The sequence below is a fragment of the Sporofaciens musculi genome (assembly GCF_009830285.1).
GTDB classification, from domain to species: Bacteria; Bacillota; Clostridia; order Lachnospirales; family Lachnospiraceae; genus Sporofaciens; species Sporofaciens musculi.
Genome location: NZ_WUQX01000001.1, coordinates 806,709 through 823,101, shown reverse-complemented (window position 1 = coordinate 823,101; position 16,393 = coordinate 806,709). Strand labels below are relative to the sequence as shown.

11 protein-coding genes and 4 pseudogenes are annotated in these 16,393 nt (G+C 47.3%); all 15 read right to left on the bottom strand.

Annotated features, from left to right (window positions below):
• Positions 1 to 3 precede the first annotated feature (3 nt).
• The 15 genes and pseudogenes from GN277_RS04065 to GN277_RS03995 all read right to left on the bottom strand — a co-directional run bounded on the left by GN277_RS04065 (position 4) and on the right by GN277_RS03995 (position 16,369).
• Positions 4 to 2,775 carry a CD1108 family mobile element protein gene (locus tag GN277_RS04065; RefSeq protein ID WP_159749909.1) on the bottom strand — a complete coding sequence of 924 codons (2,772 nt, stop codon included), beginning with the start codon at positions 2,773 to 2,775 and terminating at the stop codon, positions 4 to 6.
• Positions 2,775 to 5,273, bottom strand: coding sequence for a VirB4-like conjugal transfer ATPase, CD1110 family (locus GN277_RS04060; protein WP_159749907.1), 2,499 nt, complete (start codon positions 5,271 to 5,273; stop codon positions 2,775 to 2,777). The genes GN277_RS04065 and GN277_RS04060 overlap by 1 nt, the downstream gene beginning before the upstream one ends.
• Positions 5,221 to 5,628 (bottom strand): PrgI family protein, encoded by a 408-nt coding sequence (locus tag GN277_RS04055; protein ID WP_159749905.1) that lies wholly within the window; start codon positions 5,626 to 5,628, stop codon positions 5,221 to 5,223. The genes GN277_RS04060 and GN277_RS04055 overlap by 53 nt, the downstream gene beginning before the upstream one ends.
• Positions 5,629 to 5,677: 49 nt before the next feature.
• Positions 5,678 to 6,550 carry a VirB6/TrbL-like conjugal transfer protein, CD1112 family gene (locus tag GN277_RS04050; RefSeq protein ID WP_159749903.1) on the bottom strand — a complete coding sequence of 291 codons (873 nt, stop codon included), beginning with the start codon at positions 6,548 to 6,550 and terminating at the stop codon, positions 5,678 to 5,680.
• Positions 6,551 to 6,555: 5 nt separating this feature from the next.
• Positions 6,556 to 6,654 (bottom strand): annotated as a pseudogene (locus GN277_RS04045) (Maff2 family mobile element protein); the annotation flags it as partial.
• Positions 6,655 to 6,812: 158 nt separating this feature from the next.
• Positions 6,813 to 8,687: a group II intron reverse transcriptase/maturase gene (gene ltrA, locus GN277_RS04040; protein WP_159756348.1), complete on the bottom strand. Its 1,875-nt coding sequence runs from the start codon at positions 8,685 to 8,687 to the stop codon at positions 6,813 to 6,815.
• Between the two features lie 763 nt (positions 8,688 to 9,450).
• Positions 9,451 to 9,579, bottom strand: a pseudogene (locus tag GN277_RS04035) (Maff2 family mobile element protein); the annotation flags it as partial.
• A gap of 284 nt (positions 9,580 to 9,863) precedes the next feature.
• Positions 9,864 to 10,184 (bottom strand): annotated as a pseudogene (locus tag GN277_RS04030) (VirD4-like conjugal transfer protein, CD1115 family); the annotation flags it as partial.
• Positions 10,185 to 10,274: 90 nt separating this feature from the next.
• The gene (locus GN277_RS04025; RefSeq protein WP_016295882.1) at positions 10,275 to 12,101 is read right to left on the bottom strand and encodes a reverse transcriptase domain-containing protein; all 1,827 of its coding nucleotides are present in this window, start codon (positions 12,099 to 12,101) and stop codon (positions 10,275 to 10,277) included.
• A complete protein-coding gene (locus tag GN277_RS04020; protein WP_159749052.1) occupies positions 12,085 to 12,291 on the bottom strand; it encodes a hypothetical protein in 207 nt (68 codons plus the stop codon). The genes GN277_RS04025 and GN277_RS04020 overlap by 17 nt, the downstream gene beginning before the upstream one ends.
• A 441-nt stretch (positions 12,292 to 12,732) precedes the next feature.
• Positions 12,733 to 14,253: pseudogene (locus tag GN277_RS04015) on the bottom strand (VirD4-like conjugal transfer protein, CD1115 family); the annotation flags it as partial.
• Positions 14,250 to 14,726, bottom strand: a complete 477-nt coding sequence (locus tag GN277_RS04010; protein WP_016307629.1) for a PcfB family protein — start codon at positions 14,724 to 14,726, stop codon at positions 14,250 to 14,252. The gene GN277_RS04010 and the pseudogene GN277_RS04015, both read right to left, overlap by 4 nt.
• A 126-nt stretch (positions 14,727 to 14,852) precedes the next feature.
• The gene (locus GN277_RS04005) at positions 14,853 to 15,278 is read right to left on the bottom strand and encodes a hypothetical protein (RefSeq protein WP_159749897.1); all 426 of its coding nucleotides are present in this window, start codon (positions 15,276 to 15,278) and stop codon (positions 14,853 to 14,855) included.
• Between the two features lie 117 nt (positions 15,279 to 15,395).
• On the bottom strand, positions 15,396 to 15,932 hold the full coding sequence (locus tag GN277_RS04000) for a hypothetical protein (protein ID WP_456300587.1): 537 nt from the start codon (positions 15,930 to 15,932) through the stop codon (positions 15,396 to 15,398).
• Between the two features lie 68 nt (positions 15,933 to 16,000).
• Complete coding sequence (locus tag GN277_RS03995) at positions 16,001 to 16,369, bottom strand: hypothetical protein (RefSeq protein WP_089774860.1); 369 nt, start codon at positions 16,367 to 16,369, stop codon at positions 16,001 to 16,003.
• Between the last annotated feature and the right edge of the window lie 24 nt (positions 16,370 to 16,393).

Below are 16,393 nucleotides of genomic sequence, written 5' to 3'. Positions count from 1 at the left end.
TCCTTAATTTAATCTTCCGAAACTGTAAAAATGACTCTGCCAGTAAGACGAGTTGATGCTTGCGTAGCTGATTGGATCTCCGCAGTGAATCATTGTTCCGTTGCCGCAGTAAATCCCCACATGGCTCACCGCCCCGGCAGAATTGTAAGTCCCGGTAAAAAATATGATGTCCCCCGCCTTTGCGTCTGATGCGGAAACCGGAGTACACTGGTCATAAATCCCCTGTGCGGTTGTTCGTGGAAGGTTATGCACCCCGCTGTTAGTAAATACCCAACAGACAAAGCCGGAACAGTCAAAACTTGTGGAAGGGTTTGAGCCGCCCCACACATAAGGGTAGCCGAGGTATTTTGCGGCTTCCTCCATAAGAGCCTGCACTGATGCGTCATCATAGGCATCCGGCGGTATGGCGTTCCCCGGCAGACCGCCCGGTGTTTCCCCGTACAGTGTGCCTTCCCCCACGCCAAAATAAAATAACGGGTTATAATACTCCCCGTCATATAAACATTCGATATGCAAATGGCTTCCTATGCTGCTCCCCGTATTCCCCGTTGTGCCGATGACCGCCCCTTTTTCCACTTCCTGCCCCGCACCCACGCTGATGCTGTCCATGTGGGCATACTTGGTTGTGTAACCGTCTATCTCAATCGCTACATAATTCCCGTAGTGGCTGTCATACGCCGCCGCTGTCACCGTACCGTCATGGGCGGCATAAACGGTTGTGCCTGTCGGTACAGCTATATCCACGCCCCGGTGAAATTCCTCGTTCCCTGTGGCTGGATTTTTCCGGTATCCGTAATAACTTGACACATAATAATACCAGTAAAGGTTAAGCGGCGATGCGAACTCCTGAAGCAGACCGTTTGTTTCCCGGTACATGGCGAAAATCTCCGCCTGCTCCGTATCCATTTTCCCGGAAACAAGGCTTTCAAGCGGTATGACCGTCAGTGTCACCCGGAGGATACTGACCTCATATTCTTCTTCCTCCTCATACTCATATTCTTCCTCTGTTTCCTCCCCTGTGACCGGATCAGTGACCGTCCTCGTTCCTGTCTTTGTGACTGTCCTTGTCCTCGTTTCCGTATCCGGCGTAAGTGTGAGCGTATACATCTCATCAAAAAGAGCCTGTATTTCGCTTTCCACCTCACTTGCGGTAAATTCCGTATGGACTGCCGATAAATAGCCGATAAGGGTAAACGGGTTATGCCCGATTGCCCCAAGATTATAAGAATATTCATCATACCCCGGATAATCCGTTTCCACCCGGTCAATCTCATTCTGCAAGTCAAGCTCCAGACGGGTAAGCTGTAAATCAGCGGTGTCAATCTCTTTCGGCTTGCTTAAATAACTCGCTGCTAAAATCGTGGACTGCGTATCCGCAAACATCGCCCCACAGGACGATACGGAAACCATAATCATCATAAGGAGCAGAGCCATGATGCCCACCGTCACAAGCAAGCCCGCATTTCTCCTTGCGAACTCCTGTAACTTCCTCGCCACAGTGACCGCACCGTTTTTCGTCTTTTCAAACGCCTGCTCCGCTGTTTTTCCTGCCGCTGCTTTCTTCCTCGCCTTGATGTACTCCCGTTTGATGCGCTGTTTCTGTAACCGCTTCTGCAAGGCTTTTTTCTGCATCTGCGGGTTTTCTTCCAAGAATTTCTGGTACTGGAAACTGACTTCCTTTTTAAACTGCTTCTTTTCCAGCTTTGCCACTTTCGCCCGCTGTTTCTGCTCTTTCCCTTTTACCTGCCTTTTGACGAAAGAATAAACCGCTTCCACTTTCTGCTCCGATTTATGTGCGCCCTCTACCGCTGAATTTTCTTTCTCCGTTTCAGCGATTTTCCCATGCACGAAATTCCGGCTCTCATTCTGCATCCGGCGCATGGTGGTTTTGGGTATGCCCTCCTGCTTGAATGGCTTCTCTTTATCCAGAGGGACAACCACATATTTTCCCTTCCCGGTTTTCTCGTCAAACACTCTCTGCAAGGTGTATTCCCTTGTCTTTGGCAGCTTCGCCCTTGCCTTCTGTACTTTTTTTGCGGCTTTTTCTGCCTGCCGCTGTTTCTTTTGCAGCTTTTTACTTCCGGTAAATTCAGAATCCCCTTCCCCCTGAAACAGATTCCCGGTATTCTCCGTAAAAGATTCTTCCGTAAAGGTTTTATTTTCCGCTTTTTCCTTCGTACTTCCTTTATTCCGGTGTTCCCTCTGCACCCGCTTTTTATGGTATTTCCCCTTTTTCTGCGACTGCCTGTAAGTGTCCCTCCGGTGGTAATCTTCCGCATCTGGCTGTTGCTTCTCTCTGTCCTCCGTCTGGTTAAAATTCTCCTGCCCGGTAAATCCACTGCTTTCCTTTACAAAATCCGGTTTTTCTTCCTGCCCCGGCTTCGCTTCGGACTTTTGGACTTTTTGTCCAGAAGTGTTCCGGTACATCTGCTTTTTTGCCTGAACCTTTGAAGCATGGTTCGGTTTACGCTGTCCGGCATCGCTGTTTAGGGAATCCACGCTTTTATTCTCTGTAAACGTGCTGTTTTTTCCCGTCTGGCTCTCTTTGGACTTCTGGACTTTTTGTCCAAAAGTTTCCTGCTGTGCCTGCATACTCTTTTCCGTCTGCCTTTTGCCGCCCGAACCACGCCCCGGCTTCCCTGTGCCGGAATCCCTCGGCTGATAGGCAGCATTGCCGCCGCCCGTAAAAGCATTGTCAGCTCCCTTATGAAACTCCGCATTTGCTTCTTTACGGTAGACGGTATCCTGTTTTTTCTTCCCTTTCTTTTCTGCCATTAACTGTCCTCATCCCCCTTTGTTACGGATTCTTCCGGCTTCGTATTCATAATCGCAAAGGTCTTTGTATCTGCCGGGTACTTATCCACGAAGGGGATAACCACGTTGTCAAACAATATCAGACCGCTTCCCGGCTCGGAATTGGTGACGTGCATGAGCTGTTTCTCCGACAATCCCAACTTATCCGCCAGAATATGCTGGTCTTTGGCGTTCTGGTTTAACAGGTACACAAAATCGCTGTTCCCCAAGATGCCCTCGATTTCCTCCGATTTCAGAAAATCGCCCACGTTCTGCGTCAAGCCTGTCGGGATTCCGCCCCACTTCCGAAACCTTTTCCATATCTCGACCGAGTAAACTGCTGTCTGCTTTTCCTTCAGGAGCAAATGGAACTCATCACAGTAGTATCTTGTGGCAACTTTCCGTTCCCGGTTCTGTGACACCCTGTTCCAGACCGCATCCTGCACAATCAGCATCCCTATCTCTTTTAACTGGTTTCCCAAATCCCGAATGTCAAAGCACATGATCCGGTTGTGTGCGTCCACGTTGGTACGGTGGTTAAAATAATTCTGCGAGCCATGCACATACAGCACTAAGGAATTGGCAATCCGTACCGCCTTCTGCTTCGCTTCCCTCTGCATCTCCGGCGCAACGTCCCTCGGCTCATACTTTAACAGCGCATTATACAAATCTTCCAGTATGGGCATATTCTCCGGCTTCGGGTGCTTGAAATACCCGTCATAAATATGCTTGATGCAGGTGTCAATGATGCCCTTCTCGTCATTCTCCAGACCGTCCTTCCCCCCGGCAATCAAGTCGCACAGGGTAATCAGGAAATCGCTCTTTAACTTCAACGCTTCCTTGTCCCCCTTATGTGAAAGCTGTATGTCCATCGGATTTAAGAAGTCTTTTGAATTGGTGGCAAGCCTTACCACCTGCCCATGAAGTGCCTGCACTAACGGAAAATACTCGCCCTCTGGATCGCAGACAATAATATCGTCCTTTGTGATAAGGAAACAGGAGAGAATCTCCCGCTTTGCGGAGAAAGACTTGCCACTTCCCGGCGTTCCCAAAATCACCCCATTCGGTGTACGCAGCCTTTTTCGGTCTGCCATAATCATGTTATTGCTGAGTGCGTTCAAACCGTAATAAATGGCGGGCGCAGGCATAAAAAGCTCCTGTGTGCAGAAAGGCACAAGGACAGCGGCGCTTTTAGTGGTGAGGTTTCTTTCAATCCCCACCTCATTACAGCCAATCGGCGCACTCGCCATTAACCCCTGTTCCTGTAAATACTGCAAGCATCTGAGGTTGCAGTTTGCCTGCTGGATAATGCCGGACACCCTCTGCGTCAGGTTCTCCAGTTCCCGCTTCGTCCTCCCGTAACAGGCAATGAGGAAGGTCATCTTGATAAGTTTCTGGTTGCTTGTGTTCAAATCGTCCAGAAGCTCTAACGTGTCCTTCTCATAAGTCACGATGTCCGTAGGCAGAATATCCATATCGTAACCGCTTCTGACTGCCTTCTTCTGTTCCTCTATTTTCATTTTCTGAATGTCAGTGAGCGCACGTTTTATCATCTTGATTGCTTCCACCGGATCAATGGTCTGCATATGCATGGTAAGTGTGAGGTTATCGTCAATATCCAGCAGCTTCTTAACCATCTCGTCCGTAAACTTCGGCGCAATCATATCAAGGTAAGACACGCTCCCATAGATGCTGCCGGACTTAAAGCGGCTCGGATAGCGGAAGTCAAACCCCGGCGGGGCGATATAGTCCTTGACCGACTTCCCGGATTCTGACAGCTCCTTAAATGAAAAACGGAAAGGCTCCATTGTACCCTGATTGAAATACTCATGCAGGATACGCAGCCTTTCCTTCCCGTCAAGACCTCTGGCGTTTGTGCCGATACTGTTTAAATTGCGTACCACGTCTTTTTCAATATTGCTTAACTTGCTCTTTGCTTCCCTGTACCCGGCGCTTTCCACGCCGAAAATCAGATACTTGGACTTGATGATTCCGTTGTTGCCTTTTGCCGACTGGTGCTTTAGCATATGCGTGTACTCGTCACGAATATCGTCAAAATCATCCTCCTGCAGAGGAATGTCAAACTGCTCCGCAAGAGCCTGTTCGCTGACCTGCCTGTTGAATAAGAACAGCTGGAACTTTATGGACGGATCGAAGTAGTTAATCAGCTTGCTGTATTCTTCCAGAATATCCGCCTGATCCTCCACCTCCAGCAAGTCATAGTTGATGTCAAAAAACTCCACCATTTTCGTGTAATAACTGTCCGCCACCTGACAGATGCCGTCCCGGTACATTTTTTTGAATGTAATGGTTTTCTGTGCGGTGTCCGGCTTCGCCTGCTCTTTACTGTTCCCGGCAAGCACACGCCGAAGTTCCGCAAGGCGTTTCTTTTCCGATAAAGTCAGTCCCGCTTTTTCCGGTGTCCGCTTATTTTCCTGCGGTTTTGGCTTTGCCGCCCCCGCCTTTTGCTTTTTGTTCAAGGAAACATACCTCCTTCCTGATTTTTTCCCGTTCCTCCAACTGCTTGTAAAGGTTTTCCGATTTATACGGTCTGATTCCCGGCGTAAGTACCTTCTGCCGGAGCATGAAGTATAAAATCTTCTCTGCCGGGAAACCGTCTTTTTCATACATTGCCAAAAAGAAGAATGGCAGCATTGCGCCCACCATGATAAGCGCCGCCCCCTGTGTGCCTAATACTCCTTTTGTAAGGAAATATAATGGCACTCCCACAAGGGCGGCTCCCGAAAAGCAGATAATCTGCCTTCTGGTAAGGTTCAACGCCACTTTTGTCTTGATTCCACTCAGGTCTTTCGGCACTGGTACGGATATTGCCATAGTCTGCTCCTTTCGTGGGAAATGCCCAATAAGTACAGTATTTTCGTACTCAATGGGCATTGAAAATTGATTTTGATAATGAGCCTGTCTTAAATAAGCTGAAACAGAGGATTACGGTATATGCCGCAACCGACCACAATGCACTGTGCAGATTGCCCGCCACTGCGACACTCGCCACAAGCACAGCATAGATCGCCACGCACACCATGATAAAGAACCCCTGAAATGCAAGAGCCACAAGCCCTTTTAAATAATTTGTCCCGATTGTGCCCCATTCCCGGTTGGTAACTGTCGCTGCCGGGATTGGCGCTACTGACACATAAAGGTATATTTCAATCATGCGCCCGTATAGAATGACGGTGATGAGGACGGACATGATTTTCATACATAAGCTGATGACCATAGTTTCCATGCCAAGACCGATAAGCTCCCCTATCCCCATTGTGTCAATCTGGTTGTTGAACATGGTGGTAAGGGTAGCCTGTACGTCAAGGCTTGTGGAGCCGGATATGGAAGATGCCGCCTGTGTCACCACATGGCTTCCCACATCAAACACCGCCATGACTATATCAAAGGTCTTGGAAAGCAGCATGACAGCGATACAAGCCTTAAATAAAAAACGGAAGAACAGGCTTGTATCAAAGTCATGCATATTGTTTTTGTCGATTACCATTGTTATCAGCTCATAGATCAGCACAAAACTGATTATCATGCCTGCTATGGGGACTACCACGTTTTCCGATAATGTCCGTATCATGCTGAATATGCCGGAGTTCCAAGTGCTTGGCGTCTTGCTGACTTCCCCCGCAATCGTGCCGACCTTATCATTGACGTCGGAAAACATGGTATCAAGGTTATTAAGTACCCACCCCTGCAGCATCTCCTTTATGAAATCAGTGATTTTGTCTATGATGCCGCCCATTTATCTTATGAAAACAAGCTGGAGAGCTGTGGAATCACCGTCTGCGCCACAATAATAATGCCCCCTCCACTCATAAGCTGCTTGATGCCCTGCGATTTTGCACCCGATTGCGATAGGTAAGCCTACAGTTTCAAATGTTTCCGGCTTTTCCCCCGCTTAGCACCGTGCGTGCGACTTTCACCGCACACGGCGCCCCATCGACTTTAGAAATTTTACGTTTTAAACATAACTTACACACTTCGTTACAGCATTAAAAAATTGGTTATTCGATTATAGACGTTCCCGCCAGTTTTCGCAGTTTATTCAGTTTTTCCAGTTGTTTTTTGTTCAGTTGGAGTTCCTTTAGGTACTTCTGGATTGTTTCTCCCAAAGTGGCATGGATTAAGATATGTACTGCTTCGGTTACAAGAACAAGGTTGCTGTATTCATCTGTACCACCGTTTTCAAGCGGCACTTTATGGTGACAGCGAATGTCATACGGCATAAGGTCAACGCCAGTTACGGCGCACCTCCCATATTGAGCCGCAAACAGAGAAATCCGGTTGTCTGCAAACTCAATCGTTTTGTCCAACACAAGGTTTTTCATGAGCCATATCATCGTATCGGTATTGATACCAAGATTTTTATGGATTTCTGCCCGTCCCTCCGATGTATACCGATTGATGGTTTTCTTTTTGTGCTGGGCGTTTCTTGTTTGGACATATCCCATTGGAATGAGAGGGTGTCCGTTCAGAAACCTTAGCTGTTTACTCTTGCCATACCGTTCCTTGATAAATCCACGTTCCAGTTTTCCTTTTGATGTCAATTCCCGCAGCCTGTTTGCCATTTGCAGCTTCAGTCCATAGGACAGCTTTGGAAAATCTACGCTGATGTGTGTTGCCAGACGGTAATAATTGTGCAGTCCGGCAACCACGGAATTGTATTGCTGAATGGCGATGTATTGCGCCCGGTCATCTGCCGGATTCTGTATCGCCCGGATAGCGGCAGATATTTTTCCCTTTGCCTGCTTTATGGCTTTATCGCTCATGTGTGAACAGACCACGTATTTTTTCCCTTTGGGGTAGACTTTCATCTTGAATCCCAAAAACTCCGAATACCGCTGTTTTAGATTGATGACTTTAGACTTTTCCGGGCTGATTTCCAGCCCGAGCCGGTCTTTTAGCCATAGCCGCGTTGCTTCAAACGCCTTTTCAGCGTCCTGCCGGCTCCGGCAAAAGATTTTGAAGTCGTCAGCGTACCTCACGATGTACATTTCTTTGAGTCTGCTCCGCCTGAGCGCCCGGTAGGTGTGACTTTTAATATCTGTACCGTGGGCGTTCTGCCGGGTTTTGTACTCGTAATGGGTAGGCATTTCCTCCCACTGGGAAGTCACCCACCAGTCAAGCTCATTCAGCACTATGTTGGAGAGCAGTGGCGACAAAATGCCGCCCTGCGGCGTTCCTTTGGTTGGAGTTGTCCTCGTTCCATCTGGAAGTACCACCTGTGCCTTTAACATCTGCTTGACGATACACAACAGCTTTTTGTCCCGGATACCCATTTCCCACATCTGCCTTATCAGCTTGCCGTGGCTTACATTATCAAAGAAACCACGAATATCAATATCCACCGCATAATGCAAGTGCTGTACCTGCATGAGCCGACAGCATTGTGCTATGGCGTGTTCCGTAGAGCGGTTCGGACGGAAGCCGTTGGAACGCTCATGGAACTTTGCTTCACAGATTGGTTCAAGCACTTGTAAAATACATTGCTGCACTATGCGGTCAACAATTGTAGGAATCCCCAGCGGTCTTGTTTTTCCGTTGGGTTTGGGGATTTCCACCCGTTTCACCGGGCGGGGAGTGTACCAACTGAACTGTTTTTGAATAAGCCGGACGTATTGTTCCTCACGAAGTGCGGCAAGGTCTTTGATTGTCCGCTTATCCACGCCGGGAGTACCGCTTCCTTTGTTGCCCTTAATTGTCCGATATGCCAGTTTGATGTTTTCCTCACTTGCAATCAGGCGCATGAGGTTCTGAAAGGTCTTGCCGTTCAGGCTGTCAGCATACAGACTGTCAAAGATGCTTTGCAGGTCGTAATACTCCGTATAGCGGATTTTGCTTTGTTTTGGTTTGCGCTTTTGCTGCTCCGAAGTCAACACAGGCACCCACCCCTTTCGGTTAGGATTTTCTTTGTCATACTCGAAGCTGTGTTTGTTATGTTTTCAGTTTTTGTTTCTAAATCCGACTGGTGGCTATCCCTCCACGGGCTTTTTATTCCCGCTTCATAGGTACTGTGCCACCACTTTCGCCAGAATTAAGATAAGTTATAGCGATAGTGGAATATCATAACTGATATACCAGCATTCCCTGCTGGTTTTCGCTTTTCCTTATCAGCGTGACATCAGCCTGCAACAGCCTTATCATTCACGTCCCGGTTTACCACGTTCCAACAATCCTATCATTGAATACTTTTAGGCGCTTCCTCTAAGCCTGTGTCCAATTCAAAGAATCTTACCGCCTGTAACGGTATGTGGACGTTCATAACAACCAATCTTACTAATCCACGGACACCCCAATTTAATGGGGAAATGCCTTTCGACAAATCCAAACGTTTAGACCCGTACATTCGGAAGTACGCCAGTATTTTCATACATTCTCACCATGAGTATCCGACACCCGGCATATAGGTGACGCCGTCCACCTCTGGACAGGTTTCGTGCGGTAAAAAAAATCCCGCTTACGGTCACTCTCTGCCGACTTCACCGAGCTTTTGACGGTTAGGCAGTTGCATACCGCCGCCAATCGGAGTATCAGTGTGGGCGTTTCAAGGCGTTACCCTATCATTCCACCCATCGGATTGTCAGTTCTCCTAAGATTTCAGGCTATTTAGCCTTTCGACTTAGTGCGTAACCTTTTCAGTTACGAACGTGTCGCACGATTATCATTTCCATATCCTTCAAGAAGATTGATGACGCCCCATACGCCCACGCCTGCTCCGATTGCTGTTACGACTGTCTTTAATCCTGTTACCGCTGTTGTAAAAAATGCCATGTTTCTACCTCTTTCTTTCTCAAAAATAATTTTGTCTGGTTTCTGAAAGAGTTTTTTCGTGTAAAATTCCCTGCCTTATGGTAAGATAAAGACAGGGCAATCCTTTAGGAAGAACCCTGCGGGCATCCGGCATATTCAGTTTGGCGATTGGCTATGCCGGACGCTTTGTTTTGTCCTTTCCCAAGTACATTCAAAACTCCGTTTCCGTAACTTTTGGACTTTTTGTCCAGAAGTCCTGTTGCTGGTTTACAAGTTCCCTATTCAGTTTTTTCCATATTCAGTTGTCATGCTTCAATCACGCCCGCATCCTCCACCTCATCAATGGTGTCATTGTCCCTGACTCTTGCTTTACACAGGTTTTTCACATATTTTTCGATGTCTAAGGCGTTCTTGTCATCAAAATCGGACAGAAGCCGGTACTGCTTGTGCTTTGTGATGTCAAACTTATTGGAGAAGAATGGTCTAACCCCTCTAAGCTGCATGATACATTTTCCACCATCCATAACCGAAATCTCATCCATCGACATCAATTCTTTTCCGGTCTTTTGATAATTTAAACCGTAGGACTGCGACGTACCCCTTGTGTCAGAGGTATTGTAAAGGTCATGAGGTAAGCGCCTCGTGGACGCTCCCTCCCGAACCGTGCGGGCACCTCTCGATGCACACGGCTCTCCATATGCCATCAACTAACAAAATCAGTCTTTTCCGTGTATCTCACGGTGGCACGCCGGGCATACTGCCAGCGTTTTCCTATGGTTCTTTAACATAACTTTTTCCCACTCATATTTACCGCTAAGGCTTTTCAGCCGTTTCACCTGATGAATCTCCACGTCATTTGTGTACTGTCCGCAGAGTTCACAGGTTTTGGAGCGCAGTTTTGCCGCTATGCGGTTCGGTTTATCATACCGCTTATAGGCGGGCAGGATATCTGCCTGCGGCACATTAGGCTTGTCCTTGCGGATAAAAGGCCCTCTGTAAAATACGCTCTCCTTCATACCGCCTTTTGTCTTATAAATGACTGTAAACCGTCCATTTCTGAAATATCTCTTTTTGATTTTTCTGGTCTTTGTGCGGTATTTATTTGCGAATGTTTTCAACATACTATAATGCATTAAACTCGCATACTTGCTCATTGCGCATACATTACATGCCAGTGAGTAATAGTTGTACAAACCTCTGATTTCAGAGTTGTACTTTGACAGGATTTCGATATCCTTACGGTTAATGAGCTGTGGTCTGTGAATGGCTTTCCAATGCTCTTTTTGTGTAACTTTGTCCTTCTTGATACGGATTGCGCCATACTCCAACAGTTTTGATTCCCATTTTTCATGCGGCATGTATAACTTTACTGCGCCGCTGTACCCTTTCACTTTCCTGCCTTGGCGTTTTGTGATTTCCCGGCTCTTTGAAATAGAGATATCATAGCCGAGGAATCTCGCCCGGTCAGTAGCATAGGTGATTTTGGTTTTCTCCACTGACAGCGTAAGGTTTAATTTTTCTTTGAGGAATACAGCAAGGTCTGCTTTTAATTCTTCCGCATCCCTTTTGCTCCCGATAATGCTTATGATAAAGTCATCCGCATAACGGACGTATTGCAGGTTTTTATAGGTTTCATCCCTGAACTGCTTAGACGGGATTTCCCTCTGTTTCTCCCGCAGTCTGCGTAATTCCCCGGCACGTTCTTTCTTTTCGGCTTCGGTAAGCGTATCCCATACTTCCCTGTTCTGGCGCATGAACTTCTGCACTTCACGGTTCCGTCTGGCGTATTCCGGGTTCACTTTACGGTTTACCCGGTTCCCTTTTATAAAGCCTTCTTTGTATTCCTCCACATACATATCCAATTCATGCAGGTAAATATTTGCCAATATGGGACTGATACCGGAACCCTGCGGAGTGCCGCAGTAAGTCCTGTTGTACTGCCATTGTTCCATATATCCGGCTTTCAGAAATTTCCACATCAATGAGATAAAAGCTTCGTCATCAATGCGCCTGCGCAGAATATCAATGATAACATGGTGGTCGAAGCTGTCAAAACATGCCTGAATGTCACCTTCCACAAACCAGTTTGCCCCCGCAAATGTCCGCTGTATCTGTTCGAGGGCTGTATGGCAGCTCCTTTTCGGGCGGAATCCGTGGGAATAGTCGGAGAAGGTTGGCTCATAAATGCTTTCCAATATCATTCGGACTACTTCCTGCACCAGCTTGTCATCCCCGGAAGGAATCCCAAGCGGACGCTTCTTACTGCTGTTTTTCTTTGCAATATATGTACGCCGTGCAGGTTTTGGGCGGTAAGAACGGTCTTTTAATGCGCTGATGATACGCTCTATTCTCGGACTGCTCATTCCGTCCAGTGTTTCACCATCCACACCCGGCGTCATGCTTCCCTCATTGGCGTAGATATTTCTATATGCCAAAAGGTAAAACTCCGGGTTGTACAGGTTCCGGTAGAGCCTTTGGAACCTATACGATAAATCTTTAGACTGTTTGTTTAGGCTATTCAATACATCAGTTGGATTTCTCATGATGCCTCACGCACCTTCCTTTCTTTCTCTGTATTAAAAGCATACTGCTCCCCTTCGTCATGTGGGCGGCTCTCCCGCTTCCGTTTTTACGGCTATCCCTGTAAATCCAGAGTCCACGGGCTACTATGGGAGCTGTGTAACCATGCCCGCATATGGGCGGGTTTAGGTCATCCCCGGTAGCGTATGCCATACTTAGCGTTCCGTGTTGTCGGTAATCTTTGTAGATATGTGGCGTTCGCCGTTCAACCTAATCTAAGGCTTGCCCTGCTTTGGATATCGCACGTCTGCCGACGATTGAGCGACAGACGCCAAAGCACCGTGCGTTTCATCTTCTTTCGCACGTAGGCCAGATACTCCCAGGCTCCGGCTACCAATCAAGCAGTTTAGCTTTCATCCTCATACACGGATTTTCATCCCCACATAAAACAGCGGTTAGAAGATTGCGCCGTTTTATGCCAGTTATAGCGTTAATAGTGGCGGCTATAACAACGACATGCTACACTCCCCAGAGGGTTTCCCCTCACGGATAAGTCGTGGAATGATAGACTATAAATTTTCACCGTCCTTTCTTTGATATCTTTGTCTACCGCTTGCTAAAGGCGGTTTATGGCATACACCCTAACGGGCGCACTATCGTTTCCTTACCCAAAATTTCCGCCATCTCTTTTAAGGTGGTCTTTTCCTTCCCTCCGAGGAATAAGGTGGTATCACAATTCCCTTCAATGGTGTCGGCATTGTCCTTATAAATCGCTTTAAGCTGCGACTTTGACTGCAAGATAATGGAAGCTGATATTTCCCGGCTTCGGATTGTGGCAATCAGCTTCTCAAATTTTGGTATTTGCCCGATATTGGCAAACTCATCGAGCAAGCAGCGCACATGGACGGGCAGCCTGCCATGATACACATCGTCCGCCCTGTCACAGAGCAGGTTGAAAAGCTGCGTATACATGATAGACACAATAAAATTGAACGTGTCATCGGTATCGGAGATAATGACAAACAGCGCTGTCTTTTCATCCCCAATCATATCCAGTCCCAACTCGTCATAGCTTGTCAGGTCACGCAGCTCCTTGATGTCAAAGGGGGCTAAACGTGCGCCGCAGCTAATTAAGATGCTTTTCGCTGTCTTGCCCGCCGCCAGTTTGTATTTTTTATACTGCTTTACTGCAAAATGCTCCGGCTCTCTTTCCTCCAGCTCATCGAACATCAAATCAACGGGATTTTTAAATTCCTCGTCATCCTCCCTTGCTTCGCTGGCATTTATCATGTCAAGCAGAGTAGTGAAATTCTGTTCTTCCTCCACGCACTCATACCAGATGTACCCGATCAGTGCGGTGTAATAGAGCTTTTCGGCTTTCACCCAAAAATCTTCGCCGGATTGCTGCCCCTCCCCTTTGGTGTTTAAAATGATTGTGTTTACGAGTTTCAAAATGTCCTTCTCGCTCCGGATATAAACGAGAGGGTTATAGTTCATGGACTTTTTAAAGTTAATGGTATTCAGCACTTTCACCCGGTAATTGTTCTTTAAGAGCATTTTTCCGCACTCCACTAACACTGTCCCCTTCGGATCAGTGACAACATACGATGAGTGCATCTGCATCAGGTTCGGTTTTACGAAAAACCTCGTCTTGCCCGAACCAGAACCGCCGATAACAAGGATATTTTTATTCCTCGCATACTTCGGCTGTTTTGGTCTGCCGGACATCATCAGCCTTTCCGTTTCTGTGAGTAACACGTTGTTCTCAAATACCGGATCGACATAAGGCTCAATGTCTTTCGCTGTCCCCCACCTTGCAGAACCGTACTCCATGCCATGCCGGAACTTCTTGGCGTTCTTGGCTTTGAAATACACTATAAGGCGGAGCGCAATGCCACACCCTATCCCTATCAGCAAATCTTTTGGGTGGAAACTTGGTAACGGGTTGGAAAATAAGTCCTCCATCCCCGCCATGACCGCCATCGCCTTTGCGGAAGCATCCTGCCCCGGCGATACCCGCCACAGCCACGCAATTTTGTCGCAGAAATACCCGGCAAGCGCATAGGGGAGGTTCATAAGGAAAAGTTTCTTTTTGTCAACATTCCCCGTCTTTGCCTTGAGCTTTTCAGGGATTGACTTTAGGTCTTTGGCAATGCCCTCTACGATTTTACTCATAATGACTGCCCCCTGTCCTTCTGGTGTTCCCTTGCCCTCTCCCGGTTTTTGTCTTTTCCTAACTGCTCCCGGAACTGCGCCAGCTTCTCCTTTACGGAGATGCGGTTATGCTTTTTCTCATTAACTTTTACAAACTCCTTAAATGCCTGCGTTATTACGTCGGCATCTTTGCCCTTGAATAATACGATGTGCTTCGGCGGCTTTTCCGTCTTATCCTTCTTCACAGCGAACTGCACGTTATACTTCTTTGCCACTCTCTCAAAGGACTTGATGTTGTTATCCGTCACCTCAATGCTCGAAGCGCCCATACCCTGACCGACCAGCTCTTTCACTGATATTTTCCCATGCGGCATCTGCTTTCCCTGTTTCCGGTGTTCCAGATACATCTTCATAGCCTTTTTCAGCACGTCGGCAGTCAGCCGGGAAGATTTAAACACAAGGGCAATGGTTTTCTGTGTCACTTCCTCCTGCATGGTTTTTCCTCCTTCTTTTTTTATTGCTGTACGCCCGTCAGGGTGGGACGTACAGCCTGCGAATTAAATATTTCATAAGCTCTCCTTCCCACTTCTGGACAAAAAGTCCAAAAGCTGTTTTTTATCCTATAAGCACCCGGAACGGATACAGGATTCGTATTCTTCCAGTCCTGCGCCTGCGTCCTCCCCGTATGACAGCTTTATGTCACAGAAGTCATGCAGTGTGCCGGATAACAGGAAATCCTTATAAAACCTTGCAAAATCGCCGCAAAACTTTTCTATGATGCGTGTAAAATCATCATTCTCACGATATTCATAGTAAATCCGCTTCCCGCCAGTGCTGCCAAGCATATCCGTAAGCTGGTAACTAAGCTCCCCTGTCTGCTTGACGGAAATCTGCATCAGGTTATAGTCATTCCGCAGCTTAAAATAGGAACTGTGGAACTTTGACGATACTGTAATGTTGGGATTCTCCCCCAACTCCGCACAGACCGCCGCCAGCCTTTTCAATAGCTCCGCTGTTGCTTTTTTCTGGAACTCTCTTTTTTTCATTACATCCTCCATTCTGCTTCTGGACAAAAAGTCCAAAAGTTACTTAAACGCAAAAAGGGCAGCTACAAACCGCTGTTTACGGTCTATAACTGCCCTCACGCTGTTTCTGGTATTTAATTATCTGTATCGGATTACCGGACACTGCTTTGTCTTTTTCCCTACTTTCCTCCGTTCCAGAGCGAAAACCATATCCCCGGTACGCTCAAAATATCCGATGTCTTTTTTCCAACTTATGCCGCATTTGCAGTGCTGTAACCCGATAAACTGCTGTTTCATCTTCCTTCCGCAGTTCGGGCATACTTTTTTGCTCCTGCCTATCTGCTTTACTTTCGGCTTGTCGGCATCTTCTTTCTTTTTCTCTTTCTTTTCCGGAAGCCCGTTCTCTGCAATCCTCGTTTCATAACGTGGCAGACGGTAAAGGTACAGGCTGTATACTTCATCAAAAGAAGCCTTTTCCGCTATCCCCTTTACCCTCTGGTAAATCTGCCCCACAATTTTTTCACAGTCCTCTCCTTCCGGCATCCTGCCATGCTCCCTGTAATAATCACAGGTCTTTTGGAACATACTGTCTGCTATTCCTGCTTTCTGCTTCTGCTTTAAGTCTTTATATGTCCTGTCTGCCCTTTTCAGGCGCTTCCTGTTTCCCAAACACACCACTCCTTTACCCTGATACGGTCTATTTTAGCAGAAAACGCCCCGAAATTGTAAAAAATATCTGCCACCTAAGCGAAAGCATCTTCACACCGGGAAATAAAATATTTCTTCTTTTCCAAGATTTCCTCCTGCCTGTCTTTGGAAAGCGACCTGAATATCTCGTCATAGTCAAGCTCCGCAAGCGGCGTACCCAAAACAGGCGTTAAGACCTCATGTTCATACCATATCCGCCAGAGTTCCTCAAACAGTTCCATGCTGTCCGAAAATGCCATTGCCGAATCAAAGCCTTCTCCCTCACTGAACCATTGCAGACGGACAAAGCCGAACCTCCCGGCATCCGCCACCATTACATCTGCCAGCTCATACAGTTCCGCAAACGCATCCGCCACTTTCCGGCATTTTGCCCGCTGTTCTTCCGTAATATATTTTTCCGCCATAGCGCACCTCCTAACTCACTTCTG

Excerpts from the sequence above, each read along its gene's own strand:
- GN277_RS04065 (WP_159749909.1), bottom strand. The coding sequence starts at position 2,775 with ATGGCAGAAAAGAAAGGGAAGAAAAAACAGGATACCGTCTACCGTAAA.
- GN277_RS04055 (WP_159749905.1), bottom strand. The coding sequence starts at position 5,628 with ATGGCAATATCCGTACCAGTGCCGAAAGACCTGAGTGGAATCAAGACA.
- GN277_RS04050 (WP_159749903.1), bottom strand. The coding sequence starts at position 6,550 with ATGGGCGGCATCATAGACAAAATCACTGATTTCATAAAGGAGATGCTG.
- GN277_RS04025 (WP_016295882.1), bottom strand. The coding sequence starts at position 12,101 with ATGAGAAATCCAACTGATGTATTGAATAGCCTAAACAAACAGTCTAAA.
- GN277_RS04020 (WP_159749052.1), bottom strand. The coding sequence starts at position 12,291 with ATGGCATACGCTACCGGGGATGACCTAAACCCGCCCATATGCGGGCAT.
- GN277_RS04010 (WP_016307629.1), bottom strand. The coding sequence starts at position 14,726 with ATGCAGGAGGAAGTGACACAGAAAACCATTGCCCTTGTGTTTAAATCT.
- GN277_RS04005 (WP_159749897.1), bottom strand. The coding sequence starts at position 15,278 with ATGAAAAAAAGAGAGTTCCAGAAAAAAGCAACAGCGGAGCTATTGAAA.
- GN277_RS03995 (WP_089774860.1), bottom strand. The coding sequence starts at position 16,369 with ATGGCGGAAAAATATATTACGGAAGAACAGCGGGCAAAATGCCGGAAA.